The sequence below is a fragment of the Stenotrophomonas sp. CCNWLW57 genome (assembly GCF_037203925.1).
GTDB lineage: Bacteria > Pseudomonadota > Gammaproteobacteria > Xanthomonadales > Xanthomonadaceae > Stenotrophomonas > Stenotrophomonas rhizophila_A.
Genome location: NZ_JBBCBJ010000005.1, coordinates 301,475 through 328,192, shown reverse-complemented (window position 1 = coordinate 328,192; position 26,718 = coordinate 301,475). Strand labels below are relative to the sequence as shown.

28 protein-coding genes are annotated in these 26,718 nt (G+C 68.2%); 27 read left to right on the top strand and 1 reads right to left on the bottom strand.

All coding sequences use genetic code 11. The features are described from left to right. Nucleotides 1-2 precede the first annotated feature (2 nt). The 13 genes from fliG to V9K91_RS14150 all read left to right on the top strand — a co-directional run bounded on the left by fliG (nt 3) and on the right by V9K91_RS14150 (nt 11,424). On the top strand, nt 3-989 hold the full coding sequence (gene fliG / locus V9K91_RS14210; protein ID WP_210132790.1) for a flagellar motor switch protein FliG: 987 nt from the start codon (nt 3-5) through the stop codon (nt 987-989). Beyond that, complete coding sequence (locus V9K91_RS14205; protein WP_336443435.1) at nt 986-1,621, top strand: FliH/SctL family protein; 636 nt, start codon at nt 986-988, stop codon at nt 1,619-1,621. The genes fliG and V9K91_RS14205 overlap by 4 nt, the downstream gene beginning before the upstream one ends. Continuing rightward, entirely contained in the window at nt 1,618-3,000 is a 1,383-nt protein-coding gene (locus tag V9K91_RS14200; protein WP_336443434.1) for a FliI/YscN family ATPase, read from the top strand. The genes V9K91_RS14205 and V9K91_RS14200 overlap by 4 nt, the downstream gene beginning before the upstream one ends. A gap of 3 nt (nt 3,001-3,003) precedes the next feature. After that, the gene (gene fliJ / locus V9K91_RS14195; protein ID WP_068851672.1) at nt 3,004-3,459 is read left to right on the top strand and encodes a flagellar export protein FliJ; all 456 of its coding nucleotides are present in this window, start codon (nt 3,004-3,006) and stop codon (nt 3,457-3,459) included. Next, nucleotides 3,459-4,604 carry a flagellar hook-length control protein FliK gene (locus tag V9K91_RS14190; RefSeq protein WP_336443478.1) on the top strand — a complete coding sequence of 382 codons (1,146 nt, stop codon included), beginning with the start codon at nt 3,459-3,461 and terminating at the stop codon, nt 4,602-4,604. Before fliJ ends, V9K91_RS14190 begins: the two co-directional genes overlap by 1 nt. 320 nt (nt 4,605-4,924) lie before the next feature. Further along, the gene (locus tag V9K91_RS14185; RefSeq protein WP_176472652.1) at nt 4,925-5,458 is read left to right on the top strand and encodes a flagellar basal body-associated FliL family protein; all 534 of its coding nucleotides are present in this window, start codon (nt 4,925-4,927) and stop codon (nt 5,456-5,458) included. Between the two features lie 9 nt (nt 5,459-5,467). Further along, entirely contained in the window at nt 5,468-6,475 is a 1,008-nt protein-coding gene (gene fliM, locus V9K91_RS14180; protein WP_068851665.1) for a flagellar motor switch protein FliM, read from the top strand. Further along, nucleotides 6,472-6,813: a flagellar motor switch protein FliN gene (gene fliN, locus V9K91_RS14175; protein ID WP_336443433.1), complete on the top strand. Its 342-nt coding sequence runs from the start codon at nt 6,472-6,474 to the stop codon at nt 6,811-6,813. Before fliM ends, fliN begins: the two co-directional genes overlap by 4 nt. Continuing rightward, on the top strand, nt 6,810-7,211 hold the full coding sequence (gene fliO / locus V9K91_RS14170) for a flagellar biosynthetic protein FliO (protein WP_210132465.1): 402 nt from the start codon (nt 6,810-6,812) through the stop codon (nt 7,209-7,211). Before fliN ends, fliO begins: the two co-directional genes overlap by 4 nt. Continuing rightward, on the top strand, nt 7,208-7,996 hold the full coding sequence (gene fliP, locus V9K91_RS14165; RefSeq protein WP_249834242.1) for a flagellar type III secretion system pore protein FliP: 789 nt from the start codon (nt 7,208-7,210) through the stop codon (nt 7,994-7,996). The genes fliO and fliP overlap by 4 nt, the downstream gene beginning before the upstream one ends. A 7-nt stretch (nt 7,997-8,003) precedes the next feature. Then, nucleotides 8,004-8,273: a flagellar biosynthetic protein FliQ gene (locus V9K91_RS14160; RefSeq protein WP_017356083.1), complete on the top strand. Its 270-nt coding sequence runs from the start codon at nt 8,004-8,006 to the stop codon at nt 8,271-8,273. 7 nt (nt 8,274-8,280) lie between these two features. Then, nucleotides 8,281-9,072, top strand: a complete 792-nt coding sequence (gene fliR, locus V9K91_RS14155; protein ID WP_217537454.1) for a flagellar biosynthetic protein FliR — start codon at nt 8,281-8,283, stop codon at nt 9,070-9,072. A gap of 210 nt (nt 9,073-9,282) precedes the next feature. Next, on the top strand, nt 9,283-11,424 hold the full coding sequence (locus V9K91_RS14150; RefSeq protein ID WP_336443432.1) for an EAL domain-containing protein: 2,142 nt from the start codon (nt 9,283-9,285) through the stop codon (nt 11,422-11,424). Here V9K91_RS14150 and V9K91_RS14145 read toward each other — a convergent pair. Then, nucleotides 11,421-12,248 (bottom strand): DMT family transporter, encoded by an 828-nt coding sequence (locus V9K91_RS14145; RefSeq protein ID WP_336443431.1) that lies wholly within the window; start codon nt 12,246-12,248, stop codon nt 11,421-11,423. The two genes, V9K91_RS14150 and V9K91_RS14145, sit on opposite strands and share 4 nt — an antisense overlap. A gap of 373 nt (nt 12,249-12,621) precedes the next feature. On the opposite strand from V9K91_RS14145, the gene flhB reads away from it, so the two are divergent. The 14 genes from flhB (at nt 12,622) to V9K91_RS14075 (ending at nt 26,715) form a co-directional block, all read left to right on the top strand. Beyond that, nucleotides 12,622-13,752 carry a flagellar biosynthesis protein FlhB gene (flhB, locus tag V9K91_RS14140; protein ID WP_320458620.1) on the top strand — a complete coding sequence of 377 codons (1,131 nt, stop codon included), beginning with the start codon at nt 12,622-12,624 and terminating at the stop codon, nt 13,750-13,752. A gap of 17 nt (nt 13,753-13,769) precedes the next feature. Next, nucleotides 13,770-15,854 carry a flagellar biosynthesis protein FlhA gene (gene flhA, locus V9K91_RS14135; RefSeq protein WP_179197396.1) on the top strand — a complete coding sequence of 695 codons (2,085 nt, stop codon included), beginning with the start codon at nt 13,770-13,772 and terminating at the stop codon, nt 15,852-15,854. A 151-nt stretch (nt 15,855-16,005) separates the two neighbouring features. Continuing rightward, on the top strand, nt 16,006-17,880 hold the full coding sequence (locus V9K91_RS14130) for an AAA family ATPase (RefSeq protein WP_336443430.1): 1,875 nt from the start codon (nt 16,006-16,008) through the stop codon (nt 17,878-17,880). Continuing rightward, nucleotides 17,867-18,754 carry a MinD/ParA family protein gene (locus V9K91_RS14125; RefSeq protein ID WP_068851643.1) on the top strand — a complete coding sequence of 296 codons (888 nt, stop codon included), beginning with the start codon at nt 17,867-17,869 and terminating at the stop codon, nt 18,752-18,754. Before V9K91_RS14130 ends, V9K91_RS14125 begins: the two co-directional genes overlap by 14 nt. Next, the gene (locus tag V9K91_RS14120) at nt 18,751-19,497 is read left to right on the top strand and encodes an RNA polymerase sigma factor FliA (RefSeq protein WP_068851640.1); all 747 of its coding nucleotides are present in this window, start codon (nt 18,751-18,753) and stop codon (nt 19,495-19,497) included. Before V9K91_RS14125 ends, V9K91_RS14120 begins: the two co-directional genes overlap by 4 nt. Nucleotides 19,498-19,513: 16 nt before the next feature. After that, on the top strand, nt 19,514-19,906 hold the full coding sequence (gene cheY, locus V9K91_RS14115; protein WP_068851637.1) for a chemotaxis response regulator CheY: 393 nt from the start codon (nt 19,514-19,516) through the stop codon (nt 19,904-19,906). Further along, a complete protein-coding gene (locus V9K91_RS14110) occupies nt 19,906-20,520 on the top strand; it encodes a protein phosphatase CheZ (protein WP_068851634.1) in 615 nt (204 codons plus the stop codon). The genes cheY and V9K91_RS14110 overlap by 1 nt, the downstream gene beginning before the upstream one ends. Before the next feature lie 4 nt (nt 20,521-20,524). Further along, nucleotides 20,525-22,357, top strand: coding sequence for a chemotaxis protein CheA (locus tag V9K91_RS14105; RefSeq protein ID WP_249834239.1), 1,833 nt, complete (start codon nt 20,525-20,527; stop codon nt 22,355-22,357). 67 nt (nt 22,358-22,424) lie between these two features. Continuing rightward, nucleotides 22,425-23,165: a flagellar motor protein gene (locus V9K91_RS14100; RefSeq protein WP_184123714.1), complete on the top strand. Its 741-nt coding sequence runs from the start codon at nt 22,425-22,427 to the stop codon at nt 23,163-23,165. A gap of 1 nt (nt 23,166) precedes the next feature. Then, nucleotides 23,167-24,159 (top strand): flagellar motor protein MotD, encoded by a 993-nt coding sequence (gene motD / locus V9K91_RS14095; RefSeq protein WP_068851625.1) that lies wholly within the window; start codon nt 23,167-23,169, stop codon nt 24,157-24,159. Between the two features lie 4 nt (nt 24,160-24,163). Next, nucleotides 24,164-24,946 (top strand): ParA family protein, encoded by a 783-nt coding sequence (locus tag V9K91_RS14090; protein ID WP_068851622.1) that lies wholly within the window; start codon nt 24,164-24,166, stop codon nt 24,944-24,946. Next, nucleotides 24,943-25,965: a chemotaxis protein CheW gene (locus tag V9K91_RS14085; protein WP_184123716.1), complete on the top strand. Its 1,023-nt coding sequence runs from the start codon at nt 24,943-24,945 to the stop codon at nt 25,963-25,965. Before V9K91_RS14090 ends, V9K91_RS14085 begins: the two co-directional genes overlap by 4 nt. A 79-nt stretch (nt 25,966-26,044) precedes the next feature. Then, nucleotides 26,045-26,353 carry an STAS domain-containing protein gene (locus tag V9K91_RS14080; RefSeq protein WP_068851616.1) on the top strand — a complete coding sequence of 103 codons (309 nt, stop codon included), beginning with the start codon at nt 26,045-26,047 and terminating at the stop codon, nt 26,351-26,353. After that, the gene (locus tag V9K91_RS14075; RefSeq protein ID WP_038688521.1) at nt 26,350-26,715 is read left to right on the top strand and encodes a response regulator; all 366 of its coding nucleotides are present in this window, start codon (nt 26,350-26,352) and stop codon (nt 26,713-26,715) included. The genes V9K91_RS14080 and V9K91_RS14075 overlap by 4 nt, the downstream gene beginning before the upstream one ends. The last annotated feature ends 3 nt before the right edge of the window (nt 26,716-26,718 follow it).

The following is a 26,718-nucleotide window of genomic DNA, read 5'->3' as shown; positions in this document are numbered from 1 at the left end:
CGCTGAGCGGCGTGCAGCGCGCCGCCGTGCTGCTGCTGTCCCTGGGTGAAGTGGAAGCGGCCGACGTGCTGCGCCACATGGAACCGAAGGAAGTGCAGAAGATCGGCATCGCCATGGCGACCATGAGCGACATCACCCGCGAGCAGGTCGAGCGGGTCATGGACCAGTTCAGCAACGAACTGGGCTCCAAGACCTCGCTTGGCGTCGGCTCGGACGACTACATCCGCAACATGCTGGTGCAGGCCCTGGGCAGCGAGAAGGCCGGCAACCTGATCGACCGCATCCTGCTCGGCCGCAACACCACCGGCCTGGACGCGCTGAAGTGGATGGACCCGCGTGCGGTGGCCGACCTGGTGCGCAACGAGCACCCGCAGATCATCGCCATCGTGATGGCCCACCTGGAAACCGACCAGGCCGCCGATGCGCTCAAGCTGCTGCCCGAGCGCACCCGCGTGGACGTGCTGCTGCGCATCGCCACCCTGGACGGCATACCGCCCAACGCGTTGAACGAACTGAACGAAATCATGGAGCGCCAGTTCGCCGGCAACCAGAACCTGAAGTCGTCCAACATCGGCGGCGTGCAGTGCGCGGCCAACATCCTCAACTTCATGGACAGTGGCCAGGACCAGGCCATCCTCGGCGAGATCTCGCGCATCGATGCGCCGCTGAGCGCGCGCATCCAGGAAAAGATGTTCGTGTTCGACGACCTGATCGACCTGGAAGACCGCGAACTGCAGCTGGTGCTGCGCGAAGTCAGTGGCGAGCGGCTGGGCCTGGCCCTGCGCGGCGCCGACATCAAGGTGCGCGACAAGATCACCCGCAACATGTCCCAGCGTGCCGCCGAAATCCTGCTTGAAGACATGGAAGCACGCGGTCCGGTGCGCCTGTCGGACGTGGAAACCGCGCAGCGCGAGATCCTGGCCATCGTCAAGCGCATGGCCGATGAAGGCACCGTCACTCTCGGCGGCAACGCGGAGGCGATGCTGTGAACCACGCCGTGCGCTGGCTTGCCCCGGACCTGCTGGCGGCCCCTGCCGCCCCGCAGGACGACCATTACGACCTTGACGAACCGGTTGCCGAACACGAGCCCGAGCCGCTGCTGCAGCTGCCGACCCTGGAAGACATCCAGGCGATCCAGGACGCTGCGGAAAAAGACGGCTTCGAACAGGGCCACGCCGATGGCCAGGCCCAGGGCCAGGCCGAAGTGCGCCGCCTGGTCGCGCAGATCGAAGGCATCCTGGACAACTTCGGCCGTCCACTGGCACGTCTCGAAAACGAAGTGGTGGCCGCGCTCGGCGAACTGGCCGTGCGCATTGCCGGCACTCTGGTCGGCCGCGCTTACGAGGCCGACCCCGCCCTGCTCGCACAGCTGGTTGGCGAAGCGGTCGACGCGGTGGGCGGTGCAAATCGCGACGTCGAAGTGCGCCTGCACCCCGACGACATCGCCGCACTCGCCCCGCTGCTGCAGCTCTCGCCCACCCAGCGCCTCACCGCCGACCTCACCCTGAGCCGTGGCGACCTGCGCGTACACGCCGAAGCCGTGCGCATCGACGGCACCCTCGAGGCGCGTCTGCGCGGCGCGCTGGATGCAGTGCTGCGCAAATCCGGAGCCAGCGCATGACCACCGAGTCCCCGCCCCCGCCCGCCGCGGACTGGTCCGCCGCGCGCAACCTGCGCCTGGCCGCGCGCCTGGACGGCATCAAGCCCGACGGCGCACATGGTCGCGGCCTGATCCGCGAAGGCGTGCTGCGCCGCGCGGTCGGCCTGACCCTGGAAGCGGTCGGCTGCGAATCGCCGATGGGCGCCAGCTGCAAGGTCGAAGTGGCCGATGGCGGCTGGGTCGATGCCGAAGTGGTCGGCTTCGCCGGCGAACGCACCTACCTCATGCCCAGCGCCGAGCTGCACGGGCTGCTGCCCAATGCCCGCGTGGTGCCCTCGCTGGGCCGTGGCGGCGTGGAAGTCGGCGAAGGCCTGCTCGGCCGCGTGATCGACAGCGACGGCGTGCCGCTGGACGGCAAGGGCCCGATCCGCGCCGAAGGCACCGTCGGCATGGCCGGCGTCTCGATCAACCCGCTCGCCCGCGAACCGATCACCCAGCCGCTCGATGTCGGCGTGCGCGCCATCAACGCCCTGCTGCCGATCGGCCGTGGCCAGCGCGTGGGCCTGTTCGCCGGTTCCGGCGTCGGCAAGTCCACCCTGCTGGGCATGATGACCCGCTACACCGCCGCCGATGTGATCGTGGTCGGCCTGATCGGCGAACGCGGCCGCGAAGTGCGCGACTTCGTCGAAAGCACGCTCGGCGAAGAAGGCCTGCGCCGCGCCGTGGTGGTGGCCAGCCCCGCCGACCGCCCACCGTTGGCCCGCCTGCACGGCGCCTACCGCGCCACCGCCATTGCCGAATGGTTCCGCGACCAGGGCCTGAACGTGCTGCTGCTGATGGACTCGCTGACCCGCTTCGCCCAGGCCCAGCGCGAAATCGGCCTGTCCGTCGGCGAACCGCCGACCACCCGCGGCTACCCGCCCTCGGTGTTCGCCAAACTGCCCGCGCTGGTCGAACGCGCCGGCAACGGCGCCAAGGGCCGCGGCTCCATCACCGCGTTCTACACCGTGCTGACCGAAGGCGACGATCCGCAGGACCCCATCGCCGACGCCGCCCGCGCCATCCTCGACGGCCACATCCTGCTCTCCCGCCGCGTGGCCGACAGCGGCCTGTACCCGGCCATCGACGTTGAATCCTCGGTCAGCCGCGTCGTCACTGAAATCGCCGACGAACCCTGGCGCCTGCGCATCCGCAAGCTCAAGCGCCTGGTCTCCGCCTACTCCAGCAACCGCGACCTGATCGCCATCGGCGCCTACCAGCGCGGCAACGATCCGGCCACCGACGAAGCACTGGAACGCTGGTCGGACATCGTCGATTTCCTCGGCCAGGACGTCGGCAAAGCCGCCGACCTGCCGCACAGCCAGGCCGCGCTCAAGCGCCTGGTGGAACCTGAGGGCTAACCCATGCAATCCAAGCGCATCGATCCCCTGCTCAAGCGGGCCCAGGACCACGAAGACGAAGTCGCCCGCGACCTCGCCGAACGCCAGCGCGTGCTCGACACCCACCTCTCACGCCTGGAAGAGCTGCGGCGCTATGCCGAGGAGTACGCGAACGCACAGATGGCCGCCACCAGCCCGGCCCAGCTGCTCAACCGCCGCGCCTTCCTCGACCGCCTCGACACCGCCGTCGCCCAGCAGCGCCAGACCGTCGACAGCAACCGCGAAAAGGTCGAAGCCGAACGCGCCCGCCTGATCCTGGCCAGCCGCGACAAAGCCGTGCTCGAACAGCTCGCCGCCAGCTACCGCGCCCAGGAAAAAGTCCTGGTCGACCGCCGCGACCAGCGCGAAATGGACGACCTCGGCGCCCGCCGCAGCCGCCTGGCCCGCGCCGAAGACACCGACAGCGGAGACACCCCGTGATGCCCCCCAGCCTGCTCGGCAGCAGCGCCGGCCCCACCGCCAGCAGCAGCGCCACCCCCACCAGCCCCAGCGCGCGCAACACCGCCAGCGGCGGCAGCGACCGTCGGGACTTTGACGCCCTGCTGAAAGCCGACGGCGGCCCTAAAGACGCGCCCGCCAAGGCCAGCAGAGACAAACCCACGACCGCCGACGCCGGCGGCAGCAGCACGGGCGACGCCCCCGGCCGCCCCGGCGCGGACGCGCCAGCCGAGGCCACCGACCCGGCCGCCGCGCCCACCACTGCCGCCAGCGACAAGCCGACCGCCAGCGACGCCACCGACGACGCCGACGCCGCTCCATGGCCGCCGCTCGGCCTCGCCGGCCTGGCCTTGGCCGGCGTCGAAGCCGTCAGCGTCATGGCCGCCCCGGCCGCCAATGCCGACACCGCCCTGGCCAAGGCCGACCCGGCACTCCCCACCGCGCCCACCACCCCCACCAGCGCACTGCCCGCACCCACGCTGCCCGGCGTCGCCCCCGCCGCCACTGCCAACAGCGCCGCGCCCATCGCCCTGCCGGCCGACGCCCAGGTCACTGAAGACGTCGCCCTGCCCGATTCGCTGAAAGACGCCATCGCCAACGCCGGCAGCGACACCGACGCCCCCACCACCCCGCTCCTGCACGCCCTGCACGCCGCCGCCGAACTCAAGGCCGCCGCCACCGCCAGCACCCCGTTCCAGGGCGACCCCACCGCCACCCCGCACGTCGGCGGCGACGACTTCGACGACGCCATGAGCGCCCGCATCGGCTGGCTGGCCGACCAGAAAATCGGCCACGCCACCATCAAAGTCACCCCCCACGACCTCGGCCAGATCGAAGTCCGCCTCCAGATGGACGGCGACAAGGTCCACGCCAGCTTCAGCAGCGCCCACGCCGACGTCCGCCACGCCCTCGAATCCAGCATCCCGCGCCTGCGTGAAATGCTGAACGACCACGGATTCCAGCTGGGCAATGCCGACGTTGGCCACCAGCAGACCGCGCAGGACGGCAAGGCAAACGGCGGCCAGGCAGGCCACGGAACCGGAGACGGAGATCCGGCAATGATCGAAACAACGATTTCCCCATCGCAATTGATGCGCCAGCGCGGATTGGTCGACGCGTACGCATAAAGCGACCCGACCAACGGTCGGGCCCTACCGCTCTTGCCTTCCGTGAATGACACACTGTCATAGGTGGGTCGGGGCCGGTTTGCGGGGGTGTGAGCGGCATGGATGCCGCGACCAAGCCCCCAGGGATGGGTTCACGGCGTCCCCCGCAAACCGGCACCGACCCGCCAAGCCACAGACAGAGCACAGCCCACGCCGTTGCCGTTGCCGTTGCCGTTGCCGTTGCCGTTGCCGTTACCGTTGCCGTTGAAACGTCAAATTCCCGACAACGAAACACCGGCGCATTACGGCACGCCCTTTGCATGTAGCCAGGAAGCAATCCTATGGAGCTTCCCCTCGTGGCCGCAGCCGCTGACAAAACCAAGAAATCCACCGACAAGGACAAGGCCGCCAAGCCGCGCAGCCCCCTCCTCGTCACCGCCCTGATCGCCGTCGTCGCCGCTGGCGCCGCCGGTGGCGGCGTGTGGTACTTCACCCAGTCCCACGACGAGAAGACCCCCGCCAAAGCCGCCACCGCCAAATCGGCCGTGCCCGCCCCCGCCCAGTACTTCGGTCTTGAACCCCCGTTCGTCGTCAACCTCAGCAGCAGCTTCGACGGCCCCCGCTACCTCCAGGTCGAAGTCCAGCTCATGACCCGCGACCCGGCCGCCCTTGAAGCCATCAAGCTTCACGCCCCCGCCATCCGCGCCAAGCTGCTCATGCTGTTCTCCCAGGTCGAACCGGCCCAGATCGCCGACCGCGCCGGCAAAGAACGCCTGCAGGCCGACTCCCTGGCCGAAGTGCAGAAACTGCTCAAAGCCGAAACCGGCAGCAAGGGCGTCGACGAACTGCTGTTCACCAGCTTCGTCACCCAGTAAGGGCATCCCATGAATGACCTGCTTTCCCAGGACGAAATCGATGCCCTGCTGCATGGCGTCGATTCCGGCGCCGTCGAAACCGAAGTCGACGCCATCGCCCCCGGCGAAGCGCGCAACTACGATTTTGCCAGCCAGGACCGCATCATCCGGGGGCGCATGCCGACCCTGGAAATGGTCAACGAGCGCTTCGCCCGCCTCTGGCGCATCGGCCTGTTCAACCTGATCCGCCGCTCCGCCGAACTGTCCGTGCGCGGCATCGAACTGATCAAGTTCAACGACTACATGCACTCCCTGTATGTACCGACCAACCTCAACCTGATCCGCTTCAAGCCCCTGCGCGGCACCGGCCTGATCGTCTTCGAACCGACCCTCGTGTTCGCCATCGTCGACAACTTCTTCGGCGGCGACGGGCGCTACCCCACCCGCATCGAAGGCCGCGAGTTCACCGCCACCGAAATGCGCGTCATCCACCTCCTGCTCAAGCAGACCTTCGCCGACCTGCGCGAAGCCTGGGCCCCGGTGATGGATGTCGAACTCGAATACATCAACTCCGAAATCAACCCCCACTTCGCCAACATCGTCACCCCCCGCGAATACGTCGTGGTCTGCCGCCTGCATGTCGAACTCGACGGCGGTGGCGGCGACATCCACGTCACGTTGCCGTACTCGATGCTCGAACCGATCCGCGAACTGCTCGACGCCGGCATCCAGAGCGACCGCAACGACCGCGACGAAAGCTGGGGCACCATGCTGCGCGAACAGCTCAACATCGCCGAAGTCACCCTCTCCAGCGTGCTCGCCACCAAGCGCATGAGCCTGCGTGACCTCACCCAGCTCAAGATCGGCGACATCCTGCCCATCGACCTGCCTCCCCACGTGCCGCTGTGCGTGGAGAACATTCCCGTGTTCACCGGCCAGTTCGGCGTCGCCAACGGCATGAACGCCGTGAAGATCACCGCTACCCATCCCCCGGGCACCCGCCCGCGCGCTCCCGTTATCCAGGAAGACCCGCAATGAACGACGACATCGAAACCAACGAACCGGCACCGGCGCAGTTCACCACCCTGCACTCCGACGAGGCCAGCGGCGGCCCGGATCTGAACCTCGACGTGATCCTCGACGTACCGGTCACCCTGTCGCTGGAAGTCGGCCGCGCCCGCCTGCCCATCCGCAACCTGCTGCAGCTCAACCAGGGCTCGGTGGTGGAACTGGAACGCGGCGCCGGCGAATCGCTCGACGTGTTCGTCAACGGCACCCTCATCGCCCACGGCGAAGTCGTGGTCATCAACGACCGCTTCGGCGTGCGCCTGACCGACGTGGTCAGCCCCAGCGAACGGATCCGGAGACTGCGTTGATTTCCCTGGCACTCATTGCCGCCGGTGCACCGGCGGCCAAGGTCGGCCAGCACGCCGCCGCGGCACCCAGCATGTTCGGCGCAGTGCTCGCACTGCTGGCCGTGCTGGCGCTGATCGTCGGCCTGGGCTGGGTGCTCAAGCGCATGCCCGGCAGCGGCTTCAAGCCCGCCGACGGCCTGCGCGTGGTGGCCAGCCTCAACGTGGGTGCCAAGGAACGCGTCGTCGTCGTCGATGTCAATGGCGAACAGCTGCTGCTCGGCGTCACCGCCGGCGGCATCAACACCCTACACCGCCTGCCCGAACCGCTGCCCACCCCGGAACCGGCGCGCCTGCCGGATTTCAAGAACCTGCCGAATTTCGCCCAGCTGCTGCAACAGCGGCTGCGCAAGGAAAAATGATCATGCGTGGCCCCCGTGCATCCTGGACCCGTTACCTGCCGTTGCTGCTGACCCTGCTGCTGTGCGCGTTGCCCGCGCTGGCCATGGCCGCGCCCGGCGCGCCCGCCGTGCCCAACCTGCCCGACGTGAATGTCGGCAAGATCGGCGGCACCCCGGTCAGCCTGCCGCTGCAGACCCTGCTGCTGATGACCGCGATCACCCTGATCCCGTCGATGCTGCTGGTGCTCACCGCCTTCACCCGCATCATCATCGTCCTGGGCCTGCTGCGCCAGGCACTGGGTACCGGCCAGACCCCCTCCAACCAGGTGCTGCTGGGCCTGGCCCTGTTCCTGACCGCCATGGTCATGCTGCCGGTGTGGCAGAAAGCCTGGGGAAGCGGCATGGCGCCCTACCTCAACGGCGAGATCGACTTCCAGACCGCCTGGACCCTCACTACCCAGCCGCTGCGCGCCTTCATGCTGGCCCAGATCCGCGAAACCGACCTGATGACCTTCGCCGGCATGGCCGGGCATGGCACCTATGCCAGCCCCGATGCCATTCCGTTCCCGGTGCTGGTCGCCTCGTTCGTCACCAGCGAACTGAAAACCGCCTTTGAAATCGGCTTCCTGATCTTCATCCCGTTCGTGATCATCGACCTGGTCGTGGCCAGCGTGCTGATGTCGATGGGCATGATGATGCTCTCGCCAATGCTGGTCTCGGCGCCCTTCAAGATCCTGCTGTTCGTGCTGGTCGACGGCTGGGTGCTGGTGGTCGGCACCCTTGCCGCCAGCTTCAACGCCGTCTGAGGTCGCCATGACACCCGAACTTGCCCTGACCGAACTGCGCGGCGGCCTGATCACCGTGCTGTGGGTGGCCGGCCCGCTGCTGTTGACCGTCCTGATCGTCGGCGTGGTGGTCGGCGTGGTGCAGGCCGCCACCCAGCTCAACGAACCCACCATCGCCTTCGTGGCCAAGGCCGCCGCGCTCACCGCCGTGTTGTTCGCGCTGGGCAGCCTGCTGATCGGCCACCTGGTCGAATACACCACGCTGCTGTTCCAGCGCATACCGCACCTGATCGGATAGCCCCCCGATGGATTCGGCAACCCAGATGGCCGCCGACGGGCTCAACGCCTTCGGCATGATCGGCACCGTGCTGTGGACCATGCTGCGCATCGGCGCCATGATCATGGCCATGCCGCTGGTCGGCAGCCGCGCGGTGCCGGCACGGGTGCGCGTGATGCTGTCCGGCGCACTGGCCATCGCGCTGTCGCCGATGCTGCCGCCCGTCCCGGCCTGGACCGGTTTTGACGCGGCCACCGTACTCAGCATCGCGCGCGAACTGGCCATCGGCATCTCCATCGGCTTCCTGCTGCGGCTGGTGTTCGAAGCCGGTGCCATGGCCGGCGAACTGGTTTCGCAAGGCACCGGCCTGGCCTTCGCGCAGATGAGCGATCCGATGCGCGGCGGCACCTCGGGCGTGATCGGGCAGTGGTTCTATCTTCTGTTCGGCCTGCTGTTCTTTGCCGCCAACGGGCATCTCGCGTTGATCTCACTGCTGATGGACAGCTACAAGGCCGTGCCGATCGGCGCATCGCTGCCCGACCTCGATGCGTTCATCAGCACCGCGCCCACGTTCCTGCTGCAGGTGCTGCGCGGTGCGTTGACGCTGTCGCTGCCGATCACGGTCGCCATGCTGGCGGTGAACCTGGCCTTCGGCGTACTGGCGCGTGCCGCACCCGCGCTCAACCCGATCCAGCTGGGCCTGCCGGTCGCCCTGTTGCTGGGCCTGTTCCTGCTGACCGTGCTTGCCGGTGAAATGGGTCCCCCGGTGCAGCGCCTGTTCGATGCCGCGTTCCAGACCGCCGACGGCCTCACCCGCTAGCGCCGACCCCTGCGCGTACGCGCCCGTATGCAAAACGAGTGACGATTGCGTGATGGCCGCATGAAATTTGGCCGGATTTGCGCTTGCTTTCGCCCCCTCCTCTGTCGTTAACATGCGCTTACGGCAGGGGGAACGTGCCTGAGCAGTCCACGCAGAAGCGTGGTCCAGTCTTTTTTTAGATTGCAGCTGTGTACGCCAGGGAGAGTCATGATGCTCGTCGGCAGCTACACCCCATGGTTGGTCGTGGTTTCGCTGCTGGTTGCCATCATGGCGTCCTTCACCGCGCTGGACATGGCCAATCGGGTCACCACCGCGCCATCGCCAAGGATCAGCGTGCTGTGGCTGCTGGGCGGTGGCTGCGCCATGGGCCTGGGAATCTGGTCCATGCACTTCATCGGCATGCTGGCCTTCAAGCTGCCCATCCCATTGGGGTACGACCTTGAACTGACCGCAGTATCGTTGCTGGCGGCGATCGCTTCTTCGATCTTCGCGCTCTGGCTGGTCTCACGCGCCACGTTGCCGCATTCGCGCCTGGCACTGGGTGCATTGCTGATGGGCAGCGGCATCGCCAGCATGCACTACCTGGGCATGGCGGCCATGCTCATGCGCCCGGGCATTGAATACCACCCGGGCTGGTTCACCCTCTCTCTCCTCATTGCAGTGGCGGCGTCGTGGGTCGCGCTGTACGTCGCCTTCCGCCTGCGCCACAACGACACCCGGCTGCAGCATCGCGTGGCGCCGGCGGTGGTGCTGGGCGCGGCGATCGTCGGCATGCACTACACCGGCATGGCCGCGGCACGGTTCCCCGCTGACAGCGTGTGCGGCGCCGCCGCCGGCACCGGCCTGCAGACCCAGTGGCTGGGGGCGCTGGTAATGGTGCTCACCATCGGCATCCTGGCCGTGGTGCTGCTGGTGTCCTGGCTGGACCAGCGGCAGCAGGCGCAGCTGCTGCGGTTGCGCAACCTGCACCTGCGCACGTCGCTGGACGATGCGCATGCCGAGCTCAGCCAGGCCGCCCTGCACGATCCGCTGACCCACCTGCCCAATCGCCTGCTGCTGCAGCAGCGCATTGAACAGGCGCTGGTGGATGCCGAACAGCGCGGCGGGCGCTTCGCGGTGATGTTCATGGACCTGGATGGCTTCAAACAGGTCAACGACGCCTACGGTCACCAGACCGGCGACGCCCTGCTGGTCGCGGTGGCCACCCGCACCCGCCAGCTGCTGCGTGCCGCCGACGTGATGGCCCGCCTGGGCGGCGACGAGTTCGTGCTGGTGGTCGGCATCGACAACGACGAGGACGTGTCCAGCCTGGCCGGCCGCATCATCCAGGCCGTGGGCACCGGCAACCTGGTGCCCGGGCATGAGCTGCAGGTCACCGCCAGCATCGGCATTGCCATCTGTCCCGACCACGCCACCACCGAACGCCAGTTGATGGGGTATGCCGACGCGGCGATGTACCAGGCCAAGGAGGCCGGACGCAACGCGTTCGTGGTGTTCGCCGAGTGGATGAGCGACAGCGCCGAACAGCAGTTCCGGCTGCTGGCCGACCTGCGCCGCGCGATCCAGGCCAACCAGCTGTTCCTGCACTACCAGCCCAAGGTGCGGGTCAGCACCCACCAGGTCTGTGGCGCCGAGGCCCTGGTCCGCTGGAACCACCCCGAGCATGGCCTGATTCCACCGGATCGTTTCATCCGCCTGGCCGAACGCAGCGGGGTCATCCACGAGATCGGGCGCTGGGTGCTCAACGAAGCCTGCCGCCAGCTGCGCCGCTGGCATGACGCCGGCCATGACAGCTGGTCGGTATCGGTCAACCTGTCGCCGATCCAGTTCGGCTCCCCGAACCTGCTCGGCGAGATCAGCGACGCGCTGAAACTGCACCGGGTGGAACCGCGCCGGCTGGTCCTGGAGATCACCGAAAGCGCGGTGATGCGCGACACCGAGACCAGCCTGCGCCTGCTGCAGGCCCTGGCGCGGCTGGGCGTGGGCATTTCCATCGACGATTTCGGCACCGGCTATTCCAGCCTGCTGTATCTCAAGCGCCTGCCGGCCACCGAGATCAAGATCGACCACGCCTTCGTGCGCGACCTGGAAAACAGCTCCGAAGACGTGGTGATCGTCTCGGCCATCGTGGCGCTGGGGCATGCGCTGGACATGGACATCGTGGCCGAAGGCGTGGAAACCGCCGGCCAGCGTTCCTACCTGGAGCGGCTGGGCTGCGACTTCCTGCAGGGCTACCTGCTCGGCCGCCCGGTCGACGCCGAGCGCTTCCTGCAGCTCCACGACCTGCCACGCCCACGGATGGTGGTGTCACAGGACCACAAAGCCTCGCAGGGCGGGCATTTCCTGGATTAGCCGCACACGCGCAACACCACCGCTCCTGCAACGATCAATCCGGCGGCGACCCATCGTTGTCGGGCGACCCGTTCGCGTAACACCAACGCAGAGATCAGCACGCCAAACAGGATCGAGGTCTCGCGTAGCGCCGAGACCATCGCCACAGGCGCCTGCGTCATCACCCAGAGCACCACGCCGTAGGATGTCAGCGTACCTACGCCGCCGACGAGGCCATAGCCCCAGTTCGATCGTGCATAGGCGAAAAGCTGCGGCGCGCGGGTAGCGAGGGCCCAGACCGGCAATGGCAGCCCCGACAGCAGGAACAGCCACAAGGTGTAGCCCAGCGCCGAACCGGACTGGCGCGCCCCCAAGGCGTCTACCAGCGTGTAAGTGGCAATCACTCCGGCGTTGAGCAGAGGCAGCCACATCTGCCGACGCACGATCCCGTGCGACATGCACAGAATACCGAAGCAGATCAGCCCGATGCCGGCCCATGCCAATCCCGGCAGGCGCTCGCCGAGAACGACCCCGCCCACCACCGCCACCAGGATCGGCGCGCAACCCCGCATCAACGGATAGGCCGCGCTCATGTCGGTCACCCGGTAGGTACGCGCCACCAGCAGGTAATACCCCGCCTGCAGCACGGTCGACGCCGCCAGCCACGGCCAGCTGCGTGGATCCGGTGCGGTCACGAAAGGCAGGCAGAGCGCCGCGATCAACGCCGCCGAGCCGGTCACCAGGATCGTGGTGAACAGCGTATCGCTCCCGCGTTTGACGATGGCGTTCCAGCTGGCATGCAGCAGCCCGGCCAACAGGACAACGCAGAACAGGAAAGGCGACATCGATTACCGCAGCAGCCAGTTGGACCTGGATGATGCCATTGATGATGCCGGTGGCGCCGGGCCGTTGGGCTGTTGCTGGTAGGGTCGCATCCCGATCGACTGCACGTGGATTGCCCGCGTTCGATGGCGGCATGACCTCCGTCGGGGAACGCTTCTGCGCTTCCCGTCATGCGTTACCGGACGTTGACCCCGTATCGGCGGTCGTTTGGGAACCGACCCTACTCTCCCGTCGCCGTCACCATCCCGATCCCGATCCCGATCCCGGTCCCGAGCCAGAGCACTGTCCCTGTCACGTGCTCTGCTCCCGGCACGTCGTCCGCAATGGAACACTTCTTGCACCACCCCGGGGAATCCCCGTGGTCCCCTGCTCCCGATGTCCGACGAAGAACAAGCCGGCGAAAAAACCGAACAACCTACCGAAAAACGCCTGCGCGACGCCCGTGAACAGGGCAACATCCCGCGTTCGCGCGAGCTGGCCACCGCCGCCGTGTTCGGTGCCTCGGTGCTTGCGCTGATGGCGTTTTCCGGGGGTATGGCCAGCAGCGCCAAGGACTGGATGAAGCTGGCCCTGACCCCGGAACCAGGTCTGCGCTTCGAGCCGCTGGGGTTGTTCAACCATTTCGGGCACCTGTTCCTGCAGCTGATGCTGGCCCTGTGGCCGCTGCTGCTGGTCTGCCTGCTGGCCAGCTTCCTGGCCCCTGTGGCCATGGGCGGGCTGCGCTGGTCGAACAAATCGCTGATGCCGCAGTTCAGCCGGCTCAGCCCGATGGCCGGCATGAAGCGCCTGTATGGCGCCGAAGCCATCGGCGAATTCACCAAATCCCTGCTGCGCATCGTGTTCGTCGGCACCGCCGCCGGGCTGGTGGTCTGGCATGGCATCCGCGGGCTGCGCGACCTGGTCCACCAACCGCTGGAGGCGGCCATGGTCCACGGCCTGGGCTTCACCCTGAAACTGATGCTGGCCACCGGCGGGGCCATGATGCTGCTGGCCGCAATCGACGCCCCGTACCAGCGCTGGAACTGGATGCGCAAGCTGAAGATGACCCGCGAAGAGCTGCGCCGGGAAATGAAGGAAAGCGAGGGCAGCCCCGAAGTGAAGGGCCGCATCCGCCAGCTGCAGCAGCAGATGTCCAACCGCCGGATGATGGAAGCGGTGCCTACCGCCGACGTGGTGGTGGTCAATCCCACCCACTACGCGGTGGCGCTCAAATACGACGGCGGCAGGATGGGCGCCCCCACCGTGGTGGCCCTGGGCGTGGACGAAACCGCCCTGCGCATCCGCCAGGTGGCCGACGGCAACAAGGTCGCCATCGTCTCGGCCCCGCCTTTGGCACGCGCCTTGTATCGGGAAGGTCAACTTGGAAAGGAAATTCCCGTGAGACTGTATTCGGCCGTTGCCCAGGTGCTGTCCTACGTCTACCAGCTGCGTACCTGGCGGGGTGGACCGATGCCGGCCGCGCCCAGCATCGACGTGGATGAGTTCGGCAAGGGAGGCCGCCCATGAGCGCCCAGCCCGCCGGCATGAACACCCGCCGCGCCCTGGACATGATCCGCCAGGGCCTTGGCGCCCCGCTGATCGTGCTGGCCCTGCTGGCCATGGTGGTGGTGCCGCTGGCCGCCCCGGTGCTGGATGCGCTGTTCACCTTCAACATCGCCATCTCGCTGATGGTGCTGCTGGCGGTGGTGTACGTGAAGCGCCCGCTGGATTTCACCATCTTCCCGATCGTACTGCTGATCACCACCATGCTGCGGCTGGCGCTGAACGTGGCCTCCACCCGCGTGATCCTGCTCAACGGCCAGAATGGCCACGAAGCAGCCGGCAAGGTGATCGCCGCGTTCGGCGAATTCGTCATCGGCGGCAACTACGCCGTGGGCATCGTGGTCTTCGCGATCCTGACCATCATCAATTTCGTGGTGATCACCAAGGGTGCCGGCCGCGTGTCCGAAGTGACCGCGCGCTTCATCCTGGACGCCATGCCCGGCAAGCAGATGGCGATCGACGCCGACCTCAACGCCGGTTTGCTGACGCGTGAAGAAGCCAAGCTGCGCCGTGAAGAAGTCCGCGAGGAAGCCGACTTCTACGGCGCCATGGACGGTGCCAGCAAGTTCATCCGCGGCGATGCCATCGCCGGCATCCTCATTCTTTTCATCAACATGATCGGCGGCCTGGCGGTTGGCGTGCTCCAGCACGGCATGCCGTTCGGCGAAGCCGCAGCCACCTACACCCTGCTGTCGATCGGTGACGGCCTGGTGGCGCAGCTGCCGGCACTGCTGGTGTCCTCGGCCGTGGCCATGCTGGTCACCCGCGCCTCGCGCTCGCAGGACATGGCCCAGGCCATGATGGGCCAGGTGTTCGGACAGCACCGCGCACTGACCATCGCCGCGGCGATCCTGGGCCTGGTCGGCCTGGTCCCGGGCATGCCCAACGTCGCCTTCTTGACGCTGGCCGCCATCCTCGGCTTCATCGCCTGGAAGCTCTGGCAGAAGAGCCAGGCGGCCGAGCGCGCCGCCGCCGCGCCTGCGGCGGGCCCGACCAATGCGCTGGGCCTGCCCGGCGCCAGCAGCCCCTCGCCCACCGCCGAACTGACCTGGGACGAACTGCGCCCGGTCGATCCGCTGGGCCTGGAAGTGGGCTACCGGCTGATCCCGCTGGTGGACAAGAACCAGGGCGGCGAACTGATGGCGCGCATCAAGGGCGTGCGCCGCAAGCTCACCCACGACATCGGCTTCCTGATTCCCTCGGTGCACATCCGTGACAACCTGGAACTGGGCGCCAGCGCCTACCGGCTGCTGATCCACGGCGTCCCGGTGGCCACCGCCGAAATCCACCCCGACCGCGAACTGGCCCTGGACCCGGGCAGCGCGCTCGGTGCGCTGGAAGGTATCGCCGGCAAGGACCCGGCGTTCGGCCTGGATGCCACCTGGATCCAGCCGCACCAGCGCGCCCACGCCGAATCGATGGGCTACACCGTGGTCGACCCGGCCACCGTGGTCGCCACCCACCTCTCGCACCTGATCCGCGAACACGCCCCGGAACTGCTTGGCCACGAAGAGGTGCAGCAGCTGCTGGCCAACCTGGCCAAGAGCGCGCCGAAGCTGGTCGAGGACCTCACCCCGAAGGCATTGCCGCTGTCGGTGGTGGTGCGGGTGCTGCAGAACCTGCTGATCGAACGCATCCCGGTGCGCCAGCTGCGCAAGATCGCCGAATCGCTGGTGGAGAACGCGCCGATGAGCCAGGACCCCGGCGTTCTGACGGCCGCCGTGCGCAATGCGCTGGGCCGTTTCATCGTCCAGGAGATCGCCGGCATGTCCGCCGAGCTGCCGGTGTTCACCCTCAACCCGCAACTGGAACGCGTCTTGCAGGAGTCCACTCAGGGCAACGGCGCCGCGCTGGAACCCGGACTCGCTGAGCGACTGCACCAGAGCCTGGCCGAATGTGTCAGCAAGCAGGAAGCGAAGAACGAGCCCGCGGTGGTGTTGGTGCCCGGTCCGGTACGTGCCGCGCTGGCACGGCTGGTACGCCACAGCGTTCCGTCGCTGTCCGTGCTGGCCTACAGCGAGGTCCCCGAGGACAAGCGGCTGAAGCTGGTCGGCACGATCAGCTGAGCCGGAACTCCGACAGCAACGCGTCAGAAAACAGACACCCCCATTTCGCAATCACCGCAGCAGGACAAGAAGGGAAACCCGGACCGTGCAGACCACCGACAACCAGCGCTTCCCTTCCCCCCCCCAGCCGCCCCAGTCCCGGTACCACAGCATGAAAATCAAACGCTTCGTCGCTCCCGATATGCGCTCTGCCATGAACCTGGTGCGCAAGGAACACGGTCCGGATGCCGTGATCCTGTCCAATCGCCGGATCGAGGAAGGCGTGGAAATCGTGGCCGCGGCGAACTATGACGAAGGCGCGGTACAGCGTGCGCTGGAAGCGGCGCGCAAGGACGTGGCGCCGCCGCCGCCGGCCCCGCGCCCGCGCAACGCCGCCGATGCGGTGATCGCCGCGGTGACCCGCCGCAAGGCACCGGCCGCCGCGCCGGAACCGGTGGCGGCCACCACCTCGGCCGTGGCCGCCCTCGCCCGCGCCGCCGTGGGCGCCACCGGCCGCACCCTGGACAGCGCCAACGAAATCGTGCCGCCGCCGGGCAGCAGCGGCTTCGCCGCCACCCTGGCCCGCGCCAACGTGCAGCCGGCCACCCAGCTGCCGGAACAGATCTTCGCCCCGTTCAATGTTGAACAGGCTGCCGCCGCCGAACGCGCCGTGGCTGCGCCGGTCGCCGACGCCGCACCGGTGGCAGTGGAAGCACCGGTCCGCGCCGCTGCGCCGGCCCCGGCCAACCGCGCCCGCTTCATCATCGACCCGCCGCTGGACGAAGCACCGCTGTTTGAGATGCACGCTCCGGCAGGCCGCACCAGCGTCCCGCCGCAGCTGCCGCAGATGCCGGCGCAGCAGATGCAGCGGGCTCCCCTTGAGGCCCCGGCGGCTCCGCTGTGGGAAACCGTGCCGGTGGTCCCGGCCGCGGCCAGCCCGGCCATCCAGATCGACGATTCGGCGGTGTTTGCCGCTCCCGCTTCGGTGGTTGTGGACGCCATCGCCGCGCCGGTCGCCGCCATGACCGTTGCTGCACCGGTCGAGCCGTCGCTGCAGGCCGCCAACGAACCGACGGTGCCGGCCGAGGTCATCACCGCCCCGGTGCCTGCCGTTGCCGCCCCGGTGACCCTGGTCCGCGACGATGAGGAACTGCGCCAGCTGCGCAATGAAGTGGCCGGCATGCGCACCGTCATCGAGCGCGAAATGAACCGCTTCACCGACGAGCGCCTGCGCGGCTCGGCGGTGCGTGCCGCCGCGCTGGACCTGATGGACGAATACGGTTTCGACGCCGGCATCTGCCGCGACGTGGCCCTGCAGATCCCGCTGGACACCGAAGCCCACCGTGGCCGTGGCCTGATGCTGGGGCTGCTGTCGAAGAAGCTGCCGATCGCCCCGGTCGACCCGCTGGAGGCCGGCGGCGTGATCGCCCTGGTCGGCCCCACCGGTGCCGGCAAGACCACCACCATCGCCAAGCTGGCCTCGCGCTTCGCCGAAGCCCACGCCGCCCGCGACGTGGCCCTGGTCACCACCGATACCGCCCGCATCGGCGCCCGCGAACAGCTGTATGGCTTCGGCCGCCAGCTCGGCATCGCCGTGCATGAAGCCAACAGTGGCAGCGACCTGGCCCAGCTGCTGGAGCGCCTGAAGGACTACAAGCTGGTGCTGATCGACACCGCCGGCCTGGGCCCGCGTGACCGCGCCCTGGCCGCCCAGCTGCAGTGGCTGCGCGCCGCCCCGCAGATCCGCACCCTGCTGGTGCTGCCGGCCAACACCAGCTTCGGCGACATGGACGAGGTGGTCCGCCGCTTCAGCGGCGCCAACCCGCAGGGCGTGGTGCTCAGCAAGCTGGACGAGACCGGCCGCTTCGGTACCGCCCTGTCGGTGGCCGTCGACCACCGCCTGCCGATCACCTGGGTCACCGACGGGCAGGACGTTCCCGAAGACCTGCACCGGGCCAGTGCAGCCAATCTTGTACTTCGCCTTGAAGATTTGCGCCGCGCGGCCGATATGCCCTGCTACCCGGAGTTGAACCATGCCGTCGCGTGAGTATGAAAACCTGACCAGGACCTTCCCGTTGTCGGCCACCCGCAGCCAGCCGCTGGGCCCGGTCCGCACCATCGCCGTCACCGGCGGCAAGGGCGGCGTGGGCAAGACCAACGTGTCGGCCAACCTGGCCGTGGCGCTGGCCGACATGGGCAAGCGCACGCTGCTGCTGGATGCCGACCTGGGCCTGGCCAACATCGATGTGATCCTGGGCCTGCAGCCCAAGCTGACCCTGGCCGACCTGGTCGCCGGGCGCTGCACGCTGGATGAAGTGATCCTGGAAGGCCCGGGTGGCGTGCTGGTGGTGCCGGCCGCGTCCGGCCGCCGCCACATGGCCGAACTGCAGCCGGCCGAACACGTGGGCCTGGTCAACGTGTTCTCCGAACTGGAACGCGATCTGGACTTCATGGTGGTCGACACCGCCGCCGGCATCACCGACGGCGTGCTCACCTTCTGCCAGGCCGCCCAGGACACCGTAGTGGTGGTCTGCGACGAACCGGCCTCGATCACCGACGCCTATGCGCTGATCAAGGTGCTCTCGCGCGAACGTGGCGTGGACCGCATCCAGGTGGTCGCCAACATGGTGCGGGATCCCAACGAGGGCCGCGTGCTCTACGAAAAGCTGAGCCGGGTCTGCGACAAGTTCCTGGCCGATGTGTCGCTGAACTACCTGGGCTGCGTGCCGCAGGACGACTGGTTGCGCCTGTCGGTGCAGCGCCAGCAGCCGGTGGTGAAGGCCTACCCGTCCAGCCCGTCGGCGCAGGCGATCGCCGAGATCGCCCGGCGCACCGCCCGCTGGCAGGCCCCGACCGAGCCGCGCGGCGGCGTTGAATTCTTCCTGGAACGCATCCTCAAGCAACGCGGGGTGACCGCATGAAAGGCGCCGCACAATACAAAGAGGTGCAGCGCGCCGCTGCCAACGAGTGCATTGCCCAGCACTCGGACCTGGTCCGGCGCATCGCCCACCACCTGGCCGCACGCCTGCCGGCCAGCGTTGAAGTCGACGACCTGATCCAGGCCGGCATGATGGGCCTGATCGAGGCCTCGCGCAGCTACGACGCCGACCAGGGCGCCTCGTTCGAAACCTACGCCTCGATCCGCATCCGCGGCTCGATGATCGACGAGATCCGCCGCGGCGACTGGGTGCCGCGTTCGGTGCACCGCCGTGCCCGCGACGCCGCCTCCACCATCCGCCGGCTGGAGCAGACCACCGGCCGCGCCGCCAGCGCCACCGAAGTGGCCGCCGCGATGGACATGCCGCTGCCCGACTACCTGCGCCTGATGGAAGACGCCGCGCGTGGCCAGGTGCTGAGCCTGGAATCGCGGATCGAAGACCAGGGCGAGCTGGATACCGTCGCCCAGGGCGGCCCGACCCCGCAGCAGGTGCTGGAGCGCGGCGAGTTCGGCCGCGAGCTGGGCAATGCGATCGGCCTGCTGCCCGAACGCGAACAGCTGGTGCTGTCGCTGTACTACGAGCAGGAACTGAACCTGAAAGAGATCGGCGCGGTGCTCGGCGTCAGCGAGTCGCGCGTCTGCCAGATCCATGGCCAGGCAGTGCTGCGCCTGCGTGGCCGACTGAAGATCTTCGAGGCGGCCGACGCCGGCCTCGAGAACACTTGATACCGAGGAAAGTGCTTTGAACAAGAACATGCGTATCCTGATCGTCGACGACTTCTCGACCATGCGTCGTATCGTCAAGAACCTGCTGGGCGATCTGGGCTTCACCAATACGGCCGAAGCCGAGGACGGGCATGCTGCGCTGGCCCTGCTGCAGAGCCAGTCGTTCGATTTCGTGGTCACCGACTGGAACATGCCGGTCATGACCGGTATCGACCTGCTCAAGGCGATCCGCGCCGACGCCAAGCTCAAGACCCTGCCGGTGCTGATGGTCACCGCCGAAGCCAAGCGCGAGCAGATCATTGAAGCCGCCCAGTCCGGCGTGAACGGCTACATCATCAAGCCGTTCACCGCCCAGACCCTGGAAGAAAAGCTCGGCAAGATCTTCGAGCGCCTGGCGGCCAGCGCGTGATGGAAACCCTTCGCGACAAATCGGCGCTGGTGCAGCGCCTGCAGGATGCCCTGGCTGCGCTGGAAAGCGGCGACGAAGCGGGCTGGCGCCGGGAAATCGACGCCCTGGCCGCGCTGCGCACCCAGCCGATGATGGCCGGGCTGAACCGCCTTGCCCGCGAACTGGGCCAGGCGCTGGGCGAACTGCCCACCCTGCCCAGCGAAGCCGGCGAGCTGGACGATGCCTGCGCGCGCCTGGACCACGTGGTGGCGATGACCGAACAGGCCACCCACCGCACCCTGGACCTGGCCGAGGAATGCCGCGCGCTCACCGAGCAGCTGCGTGCCAACGGGCTGAGCCCGGACCAGGACCAGCAGCTGGACCGCATCCGCCACAACCTCACCGAGATCGCGCTCACCCAGAGCTACCAGGATCTCACCGGGCAGATCATCCGCCGCGTGGTGGGCATCGTGCGCCGCGTGCACGAAGGCTTCGGCGCGCTCGGCCTGCCGCCGCCGGACGACAGCGCCCACAAGCGCGACAACGGCCTGGCCGGTCCGGCCGTGAGCGGCCTGGACCGCCATCAGGTGTCACAGGTCGACGCCGACGACCTGCTTTCCGATTTGGGGCTTTGAAACCATGAGTGCTGTTCCAGACGACATTGCTGCAGACTTCATCCTCGAGGCCCAGGAGATCCTGGATCGCCTCGGCGAACAGCTGGTGTCGCTGGAGCAGTCGCCCCAGGACAGCGACCAGCTCAACGCGGTGTTCCGCGGTTTCCACACGCTCAAGGGCGGTGCCGGCTTCCTGGGCATCCAGGCCATGGTCGAGCTGTGCCACGCCGCCGAAGAAACCCTTGGCATGGCCCGCTCAGGCCAGGCCGTGCTGCAGGCCCACCACTTCGACGCCGGCCAGCAATCGCTGGATTACCTGCAGTCGATGCTGGATTCGGTGGCCGCCGGCACCGAGCCGGGCTATGCCCCGCCGGAACTGATCGCGCAGTTCGACGTCAACGGACCGGCCACGCCGGCACCGGTCGCGACGGCAACCGCCTCCAGCGGCGACCTGATCACCGACGATGAGTTCGAAGCCCTGCTGGATACCCTGCACGGCGGCGCGGCTCCCACTGCCGTGGCGAAAAAGAAAGACGATGGCCTGATCGGCGAAGACGAATTCGAAGCCCTGCTCGACCAGCTGCATGGCGGCGCCGCTCCCGGCGCGCAGAGCGTGGCCGCAGCGGCCCCCGCCCCGGCCATCGCGCCGCGCCCGGTCGCCGCCCCGGCCCCGGCCAAGCCGGCCGCCAACAAGCCGGTGGCCGAAGCCGAACACACCGTGCGCGTGGATACCAAGCGCCTGGATGCCATCGTCAACCTGATCGGCGAACTGGTGCTGTCGCGCAACCGGCTCAAGACCTTGCGTGCGCGCCTGCACGACGAAGAACTGGACCGCGCCGTGTCCACGCTGGATATCGCCACCGCGCGCCTGCAGTCGGCGGTGATGCGCACCCGCATGCAGCCGGTGGGCAAGGTGTTCTCGCGCTTCCCCAAGGTCGCCCGCGACGTGGCCCGCAACCTGAAGAAGGAAGTGGAGCTGGAACTGATCGGTGCGGAAACCGAACTGGACCGCAACCTGGTCGAAGCCCTGGCCGACCCGCTGGTGCACCTGGTGCGCAACGCGATCGACCACGGCATTGAAATGCCCGAGCTGCGCGAAGCCCAGGGCAAGACCCGCAGCGGCAACGTACGCCTGTCCGCGCAGCAGGAAGGCGACTACGTCAGCATTGAAGTGCAGGACGACGGCGCCGGCATCGACCCCGAGCGCCTGCGCGCCAAGGCCCGCGAAAAGGGCCTGATCGATCCCGAAGCCGCCGCCCGCCTGACCAGCGAGGAATGCCTGCACCTGGTGTTCCTGCCCGGCTTCTCGACCAAGCAGGAAGTCACCGATATCTCCGGTCGTGGCGTCGGCATGGACGTGGTGCAGTCGCGCATCCGCGAGCTCAGCGGCCAGATCCAGATCCAGTCCGAACTGGGCCGTGGCAGCCGCTTCATGATCCGCGTGCCGCTCACCCTGGCGATCCTGCCGACCCTGCTGGTGCAGGCCGGCGAGGACGTCTACGCACTGCCGCTGGCACGCGTGATGGAAGTGCTGCACGCGCCGAACACCTCGCTGGGCTGGTTCGACGGCCGCGCCGTGCTCGACCGCAGGACCCACACCCTGCCGCTGGTGGACCTGCGCCACTGGCTGGATGTGGATCCGGCACCCTCGCCCCTGCTCACCATCGTGGTGCTGCAGGCCGGCGAAGCCCGCTTCGGGCTGGTGGTGGACCAGGTGCGTGGCCGCGAGGAAGTGGTGATCAAGCCGCTGCCCAAGGCCCTGCGCGGCCTGCGTGGCTATGCCGGCGCCACCCTGATCGGCGACGGCCGCATGTCCCTCATCCTCGACGTGGACGGCCTGCGCACCCCGCACGATTGAAATGCGTGGCTGAACCGCCGATAGCCCTGCAATTCAAGTCCCCCAGCCGCAAGCCGATATCGGACAAATGGACAGACTCAGCCTCATTGGACTTTTCCTCGCCCTGGCCTCGCTGGTCGGCGGCAGCATCCTCAAGGGTGCCGGGCTGGCGTCGCTGTGGTCCCCTGCCGCCTTCGTGATCGTCATCGTCGGCACGCTGGCCGCCATCCTGCTGCACACCTCGCCCGCTGTGTTCAAGCACGCCTTCAGGATCGTGCGCTGGGTCGTGCGCCCGCCAGCCAGCGACCGTGCCGAGCTGATCCGCCAGATCGTGGAATGGAGCAACATCGCCCGCCGCCAAGGCCTGCTCGGCCTGGAAGCCCAGGTCGACGCCCAGGACGACCCGTTCCTGCGCAAGGGCCTGCAGCTGCTGGTGGACGGCGTGGAGCCGGAAACCATCCGGCACATGATGGAAATCGAACTGGGCAGCCAGGAAAGCCAGGACCTGGCCGCCTCCAAGGTGTTCGAAGGCATGGGCATCTACGCGCCCACGCTGGGCATCATCGGCGCCGTGCTCGGCCTGATCGCGGTGATGAAGAACCTGGCCGACCCGAGCAAGCTCGGCCATGGCATCGCCGCTGCGTTTACCGCCACCATCTACGGCATCGCCTCGGCCAACCTGTTGTTCCTGCCGGTGTCGGCCAAGCTCAAGAGCGTGATCCACCACAACAGCCGCGACCGCGAAATGATCATCGAAGGCCTGATCTCGATTGCCCAGGGCGAGAACCCGCGCAACATCGAGACCAACCTGTCGGGGTTCCTGCACTGACATGGCCCGCCGCAAAGCCCACGAAGAGCATGCCAACCATGAGGCCTGGGCGATTCCCTACGCCGACCTCATGACGCTGCTGCTTGCCTTCTTCGTGGTCATGTACGCAATCTCCTCGCTCAACGAAGGCAAGTACCGGGTCATGGCCGACGCCCTGACCACCGCCTTCGGTGGCGCGCCGCGCACCATCAACCCGGTGCAGGTCGGCAACCAGCAGGTGCAGGGCGGCGGCTGGGACAGCCCCTCGGTGATCAAGGCGGGCAACCGCGTTGGCCCGTCGGCACCGTCGCCCAGCAACGACCCCACCCTGCTGCCGGCGATGGCCTCGCAGATGCGCATGCCGGTGTCGGTGCACAACCAGCAACAGCTGCAGGCCGCAGAGCGCCAGCTCAACAGCATCGCCGACCGCCTCACCGCCACGCTGGCACCGCTGATCGACCGCGGCATGATCACCGTGCGCCGCACCGAGCTGTGGATCGAAGTGGAGATCAACAGCGACATCCTGTTCACCACCGGCTCGGCCACGCTCGACGTCCACGCACGCGACACCCTGTCTTCGCTGGCCCAGGTGTTGCACGACGCGCCCAACGGCGTGCGCGTGGAAGGCCACACCGATGATGTGCCGATCGCCACCGCGCTGTTCCCGTCCAACTGGGAACTGTCGGCCGCGCGTGCGGCCAGCGTGGTGCACCTGTTCGCCGACCAGGGCGTGCAGCCGGCGCGGCTGGCGATGGTCGGCTATGGCCAGTTCCGCCCGCGCGAAGACAACACCAGCGCACAGGGCCGCAACCGCAACCGCCGGGTGATGGTCATCATCCTGGCCGACACCGCGCAGGGCACGGACCCGCTGGGCCCGCAGCTCACCGCCGAAACCGGCACCGCGCCGGCCCCGGCCACGCCCTCCCCTGTTTCCCCCCTCGCCCCGGTGCAGCTGCCACCGGTGCCGGCCGGCAGCCGCGTTGGCGCCGCCGTTCCCCCTGCAATGAAGGAGTAAGCCGATGCGTATCTGGGCAATCGCCAACCAGAAGGGCGGCGTGGGCAAGACCACCACCACCCTCGCGCTCGGCCGCGGCCTGGCCGCCCTGGGCCACCGCGTGCTGCTGATCGACCTCGATCCGCACTCCTCGCTGACCCGCGCCTTCGGCGTGCCGCTGGATCCGCCGCCGGCCGGCGTGCTGGAGCTGTTCGGCACCCCGCCTGCGGAACTGGGCAGCCTGGCCCACCACAGCCAGGTGCCCGGCCTGGACTTCATCTGCGCGCAGGCCGCGCTGGCTACGCTCGAACGGCGCAGCGCCAACCAGCCCGGCCTGGGCCTGGCCCTGCAGCACGCGATGACCCGCCACCAGGGCCAGCACGACTACATCCTGCTCGACTGCGCGCCCACGCTGGGCCTGCTGATGATCAACGCACTTGCCGCGGCCGACCGCCTGATCATTCCGACCCAGGCCGAGCCGCTGGCCCTGCACGGCCTGGATGGCATGGTACGGACCGGCGAGATGGTCGAGCGTTCGCGCCGCCGCCCGCTGCCGATGTCGATCCTGCCGACCCTGTTCGACCGCCGCACCCGCGCCGGCAACGAAACCGTCAAGCAGATGCAGGACCGCCACGGCCACCGCGTGTGGGAAGACGCCATTCCGGTGGACACGCGCATCTGCAACGCCGCCAGCCTGACCGTGCCGGCGACCTCCGACGAGTACCCGGGCCGTGGCCTGGCCGCTTACCGGCGTGCGCTGGAATGGATCCTCGCCGACGACGCGCTGCAGATGGAGCGCGCGGCATGAACAGCACCGGCGTACTCGACGACTATCTCGAGGAACTGCTCGGCGATGCCGTGCCGGTGACCGCCGTGGCGATCGCCGACGCGGAAGATGCCAACGGCGCACCCGCCTTCGATACCCCGACCTCACCGGGCGCACCGGCCGCCATGGCGTTGCTGGACGAACTGATGAACGACCCGGCACTGGGTCCCGTGGTGGAGGCTGCTGCTCCGGCGGCGGCGTTTGATACGCCCACCTCGCCGGGTGCGCCGGCCCATCTTGCCCTGCTGGATGAACTGCTCAACGACCCGGCCCTGGGCCCGGTCGAGGTGGCCGCGACGCCGGACGCCTCGCGCCCCAGTTGGGACGATCTGCCAGCGGAAGCGCTCCACGACACTGTGCCGGTGGCCGTGGCGGCGCCCGTGCGCGCACCGGTCCCGGCCGCTGTCCCGGCACCGGTCGCCCGCACTGCACCGCCGCCGCCCCCACCCGTGGCAGCACCGCGCCCGGTGGCACCCGCTCCCGTTCCCGCCCCCTCCGGCCGCCCCAGCAGCTGGCAGGAGCTGCAGGCCCAGGCCCGCAACCCGGCCTCCAGCCCCCGCGGCGATCGCCGCGCCGCCGAGCGCACCTCGCGCTGGCTGCGCCTGCGCTGCGGCCCCCAGGCCTACGCGCTGGAACTGCTGAAGGTGCAGGAGGTGGTGCTGCCGGTACCGCTGCTGCCGCTGCGCGGCACCCCGTCGGCGATGCTGGGCATCATGAACCTGCGCGGCCAGGTGGTGCCGGTGATGGACCTGGGCATCCACCTGGGCACCGGTCCCGCCAGCGACGACGCCAACACCCGCATCGTGGTGCTGGAAGAGGACGGCGAGACCATGGGCCTGCGCGTATCGGCCGTGGAAGACGTGGCCAACCTCACCGATTCGCAGATCGAACCGCCCGATACGGCGCGGATCTGCCAGATCTCCAACGACCTGTTCCGCGGCGTGGCCCGGGTCACGGCCCAGCCGATGATCCTGCTGGATGCCACGCAGCTGTTGAATTGATCCAGCGTGGCCGGACCGCCCCTAAAGGTTTCCAGAAATACGCCGTTATAGACCTCGGAACCGTTTGTCCGGAGCAACGATGAGCACTGTGGCCCTGGGTGATGATCTCGGAATCGAGACCAGCACCGAGCTCAAAACACGCCTGGCCCCCTTGGTGGACCAGGGCGGCGACCTGACGCTGGATGCCAGCCAGGTGGGCCGTATCCATACCGCGTCGGTGCAGGTCCTGTGCGCGTTCGTCGAGGCCCGCCGCCTGGCCGGCCACCCGACCGCGTTCGACGGCTGCACGGCCACCTTCCGCGATGCCGCGCGCCTGCTCGGTGTCACCCAGGCCCTGGGCCTGGACGCAACCCATGACAACCTGAAATCTGTGGAGAACGCGGCATGAGCGCACGTATCTTGGTGGTGGACGATTCGGCGTCAATGCGCCAGATGGTTTCCTTCGCCCTCACCTCGGCCGGCTTTTCCGTCGAGGAAGCCGAAGACGGCGCCGTCGCCCTGGGCCGGGCCAAGGGCCAGCGCTTCAACGCGGTGGTGACCGACGTGAACATGCCGAACATGGACGGCATCTCGCTGATCCGCGAGCTGCGCCAGCTGCCGGACTACAAGTTCACCCCGATGCTGATGCTGACCACCGAATCGGCCGCCGACAAGAAGTCCGAAGGCAAGGCGGCCGGTGCAACCGGCTGGCTGGTCAAGCCGTTCAACCCGGAACAGCTGGTCGCGACCGTCCAGAAAGTCCTGGGCTGATCC